At 72.7% G+C, this 4212-nt stretch carries 4 protein-coding genes; 1 reads left to right on the top strand and 3 read right to left on the bottom strand.

Annotated elements, in window-relative coordinates:
* The 3 genes from DQW85_RS26715 to DQW85_RS26725 all read right to left on the bottom strand — a co-directional run.
* On the bottom strand, window positions 1-832 hold an 832-nt coding region (locus tag DQW85_RS26715), incomplete at its 3' end, for a serine/threonine-protein kinase (RefSeq protein ID WP_162795406.1).
* A 110-nt stretch (window positions 833-942) separates the two neighbouring features.
* The gene (gene mycP, locus DQW85_RS26720; RefSeq protein WP_113702685.1) at window positions 943-2082 is read right to left on the bottom strand and encodes a type VII secretion-associated serine protease mycosin; all 1140 of its coding nucleotides are present in this window, start codon (window positions 2080-2082) and stop codon (window positions 943-945) included.
* Between the two features lie 122 nt (window positions 2083-2204).
* Window positions 2205-2477 carry a WXG100 family type VII secretion target gene (locus DQW85_RS26725; protein WP_113702686.1) on the bottom strand — a complete coding sequence of 91 codons (273 nt, stop codon included), beginning with the start codon at window positions 2475-2477 and terminating at the stop codon, window positions 2205-2207.
* Between the two features lie 224 nt (window positions 2478-2701).
* Between DQW85_RS26725 and DQW85_RS26730 the strand changes: the two genes are divergently transcribed.
* On the top strand, window positions 2702-4212 hold a 1511-nt coding region (locus DQW85_RS26730), incomplete at its 3' end, for an acetyl-CoA carboxylase biotin carboxylase subunit (RefSeq protein ID WP_113702687.1).

A 4212-nucleotide genomic window follows, 5' to 3' on the forward strand; every position in this document is an offset into this window, starting at 1 on the left:
CCACGGGCTGGACGGGCCCTCCCGCGGGCCCTCCCCCCGCGGGCCCTCCCCCCGCGGGCCCTCCCGCGGGCACTCCCGCCGGGACTCCGGCGCTCTTGTCGCCCAGCAGCCGCAGCAGCGCGACGTACGTGGTCGGCCGCTGCGCGACCAGCTTGGCCAGGCAGGACAGCACGACACCGCGCAGCGGCTCGGCCAGCGCCCCGAGCTCCGGCTGGGCGCTCTTGACGCTCTGCGCGTCGTGCCCGAACGGCGGCTGCCCGGTGGCGGCGAACGTCACGACCGAGGCCCACGAGAAGACGTCCGTGTACGCGTCGAACGGCTCGCCGTTCACCTGCTCGGGCGAGCGGAACCCGATCTCGCCCACCGGCTCCCCGACCGCGACGTCGGTGACCCGCGGCCCGTCCGCGCTCATGATCACGTTGTGCGGGGTGAGACCCCCGTGGGTCAGCCCCGCGAGGTGGATCGGGGTCAGCGCGGTGAGCACTCCGACCGCGACGCGTTCGAGCGCGTCGCCGGACAGCGGCCCGTCGGCCCGCACCAGCTCGGCGAGGCTCTGCCCCTCGATGTGCTCCCTGACGACGTACGGCCGCCCCTCCCAGACGCCGGTGTCGATCACCCGCGCGACGTAGGAGCTCGAAACCCGCTGGCCGGCCTTCAGACGCCGGGCCGCCTCCGCAGGGTCCGGAACCTCGGGCAGCAGCTTGATGGCGCGCGGCGTCCCGTCGTCGCCCTCGCGGCCGAGATAGACGACGCCGCGCGGGCCTTCGCCGAGCCGTCCGAGAACTGTGTAGACGCCTAACTGTTCAGGGTCACGCGGATGCAAGGAGTCCATGGGCACCCTTTCAGTGACAAATCATGACTCAGGGTTGATTGAACCAAATCTGCCACAGCTGAATCAGGCGTTTCAGGGCTGCCTGACCGACCTTCACCACATCGCAACCGTCAGTCCTGTCGGCCCGCCCGCCACCCCCGGCGCCTGCCGAGCGGCACCACCATCCGCGCGACCACCCCCACGCCCACGAGGGCGAGCGCGGCGGCCCCCACGGTCAGCGCCACGTCGATCGCGTGCTGGTCCGCCTCGGGCCGCTTGGCCACCACGCCCTCCGGCAGCGGGGGCGGCAGCGGCGGCGCCACCGCCACCTGCTCGGACGGCAGGACCGCGGTGACCGCGAGCAGGGGGTTCACCATGCCCGCGCCGGTGCCGTCGCCGAGCGCACCGTCGGCGGTCTTCTCGATGCGCCGCCGTACCTGGTCGCCGCTCAGGCGCGGATACCTCGACCGCACCAGCGCGGCGACGCCCGCCACGTACGGCGCGGCGAAGCTCGTGCCCTCCAGGTCGCCGCGGAACGAGCGGCCGGTCCACGTGCTGGTGATCTTCTCGCCGGGGGCCACCACGCCGACCCGGGACCCGACGTTCGAGAAGTCCGACAGCCGGCCGTCCTCGGTGGCGGAGCCGACCGACAGCACCCCCTCGTACGCGGCGGGGAAGGCAGGCGAGGAGACGCCGCCCTTGTCCACGTTCCCGGCCGCCGCCACGATGACGATGTCGCGCGACAGCGCGTAGTCGACCGCCGCCTTCAGGTCCGGCTGGTCGCTCGCCTGCACGGACACGTTGATGACGCCGGCGCCGGCCTCGGCGGCCTTGACGATCGCGTCCGCCAGCTTGGCGACGTCGCCGTCCTGCTCGTTGGTCTGCTTGTACGAGATCAGCCGCGCGGCCGGCGCGACCCCGTGGAAGGGCACGCCCCGGAGGTAGCGGCCGGCGATGATGCCCGCGGTCGCGGTGCCGTGCCCCATGCAGTCGCGATGCCCCGTACGGGTGAGATCGACCTGCTTGACCACCGCCCCGGCCAGCGACGGGTGCTTGAGGTCCAGGCCGCTGTCGATGACCGCGACGGTGACGCCCTCGCCGCGCGTCACCTTCCACACGCTCCGCGCGTCCAGCCGGCGCTGCGCCCACGACTCGGCGACCTGCATCGACCCCTTCTCCGGGTTGCACCGGACGGGCTGCGCCCAGGCGGCGCCGGGTACGGCCGCGGCCCCGGCGGCCAGCGCGCCGGCCAGGAGCAACCGTTGGATCATGACCGAGAAGCATATATTGTCCCGGTATCGCGTCCGGGCAACACGGCGAAACGCACCGCGGCAGCAGAAAAGCCCCGGCGCCGGAACGTGAGAGTCCGCCGGGGCCTTGCCGCGAGATGTGGCTAACGCGTCGCGGACTCGATGTTGCCCCGGTAGGTGTTGATGACCCGGGCCGCCTCCTGCAGTTCCTCGGTCATCCGCTGGAAGGCGGTCCGGTAGTTCTGCCAGGCGCCCTGGAAGCGGTCGGCCCCGGGGCCGGTCCAGGCCGTGCCGACCTTCGCCGCCTCGCGGTCGAGCGCGGTCATCGTGCCGCGCACCGCCTCCGACTGCTGCGTGAACTGCGTTGCCATCTGCTGCATTTCGACGGGGTCGCCACCGAGCAGGCTCTGGCCCATGCATACCTCCTGGATCGTCGTGACAGCACGCTCACCCTAGGCGCGCGGTGCGGTCATCGCCCCCGGTTATGCCGAGCGGCTATGGTCTTCCAGAGGATCATTCGGTTCTACCGTGCATCCCTCCCAGGCGCGGGGTCGCGGCGCCCCACCCAGGGCCGCTGCGGAGCAGGCGACAGCGAGCACTTACACTCCGTTGAGTGCCCGTCGAGGAAGGACGAACGTCGGTGCGGAAGGTTCTGATCGCCAATCGAGGCGAGATCGCGGTACGAGTGGCTCGCGCGTGCAAGGACGCCGGCATCGCCAGCGTGGCCGTCTACTCCGACGAGGACCTCGACTCGCTGCACGCGCGGGTGGCCGACGAGGCGTACGCGCTGGGCGGCCGGTCGGCCGGTGAGACCTATCTGGACGTCGGCAAGCTGCTGGACGTCGCGGCGCGGTCGGGCGCGGACGCGGTGCACCCGGGATACGGGTTCCTGGCCGAGAACGCCGGATTCGCGCAGGCGGTGCTCGACGCGGGGCTGGTGTGGATCGGGCCGCCGCCCGCGGCGATCGCCGCGCTGGGCGACAAGGTGCGGGCCAGGCACATCGCGCAGAAGGTGGGCGCGCCGCTGGTGGCCGGCACGAAGGACCCGGTGTCGGGGGTCGACGAGGTCGTGGCGTTCGCCGAGGAGCACGGCCTGCCCATCGCGATCAAGGCCGCCTACGGCGGGGGCGGGCGGGGGATCAAGGTCGCCCGCGCGCTGGGAGAGGTCGCCGAGCTGTACGAGTCGGCGGTGCGCGAGGCCGTGGCCGCCTTCGGGCGCGGCGAGTGCTTCGTGGAGCGCTACTTGGACCGGCCCCGGCACGTGGAGACCCAGTGCCTGGCCGACACGCACGGCAACGTGGTGGTGGTCAGCACCCGCGACTGCTCGTTGCAGCGGCGCCACCAGAAGCTGGTGGAGGAGGCGCCCGCGCCGTTCCTCAGCCCGGAGCAGATCGAGCTCCTCTACTCCAGCTCGAAGGCGATCCTGCGCGAGGCCGGATACGTGGGCGCTGGCACGTGCGAGTTCCTCGTGGGCGAGGACGGCACGATCTCCTTCCTCGAGGTCAACACCCGTCTGCAGGTGGAGCACCCGGTGAGCGAGGAGGTGACGGGCATCGACCTGGTGCGGGAGATGTTCCGCGTCGCCGCAGGTGAGCCGCTCGGCTACGACGATCCGCAGGTGCGCGGGCACTCGATCGAGTTCCGCCTCAACGCCGAGGACGCGGGCCGGGGCTTCCTGCCCGCGCCCGGCCGGTTGAGCCTGTGGCGGCCGCCGTCGGGGCCCGGCGTGCGGCTGGACGCCGGCTACGAGGCGGGGATGACGGTGCCACAGTCGTTCGACTCGCTGGTGGCCAAGCTGATCGTGACCGGCCGCACCCGCGCCGAGGCGCTGGAGCGCTCACGGCGGGCGCTGGCCGAGTTCGAGGTGGGCGGGATGCCGACCGTGCTGCCCTTCCACCGGGCGGTGGTGGCGGATCCGGCGTTCACCTCCGACCCCTTCAGGGTGCACACCCGCTGGATCGAGACCGAGTTCGACAACTCCATCGAGCCGTACACCGGAGACGGGGGCGAGCCCGAGGACGAGCCGGCTCGCGAGACGGTGACGGTCGAGGTGGGCGGCAAGCGCCTGGAGGTCGTCCTGCCTGCCGGCCTCGGCGCCACCGGCCTGTCCGGTGGCGGCGCGACCGCGGGCGGGCGCAAGCCCAGGCGCGG

It is taken from the genome of Nonomuraea lactucae (genome assembly GCF_003313395.1).
In the GTDB taxonomy this organism is placed as follows: Bacteria; Actinomycetota; Actinomycetes; order Streptosporangiales; family Streptosporangiaceae; genus Nonomuraea; species Nonomuraea lactucae.

Excerpts from the sequence above, each read along its gene's own strand:
- mycP (WP_113702685.1), bottom strand. The coding sequence starts at position 2,082 with ATGATCCAACGGTTGCTCCTGGCCGGCGCGCTGGCCGCCGGGGCCGCG.
- DQW85_RS26725 (WP_113702686.1), bottom strand. The coding sequence starts at position 2,477 with ATGGGCCAGAGCCTGCTCGGTGGCGACCCCGTCGAAATGCAGCAGATG.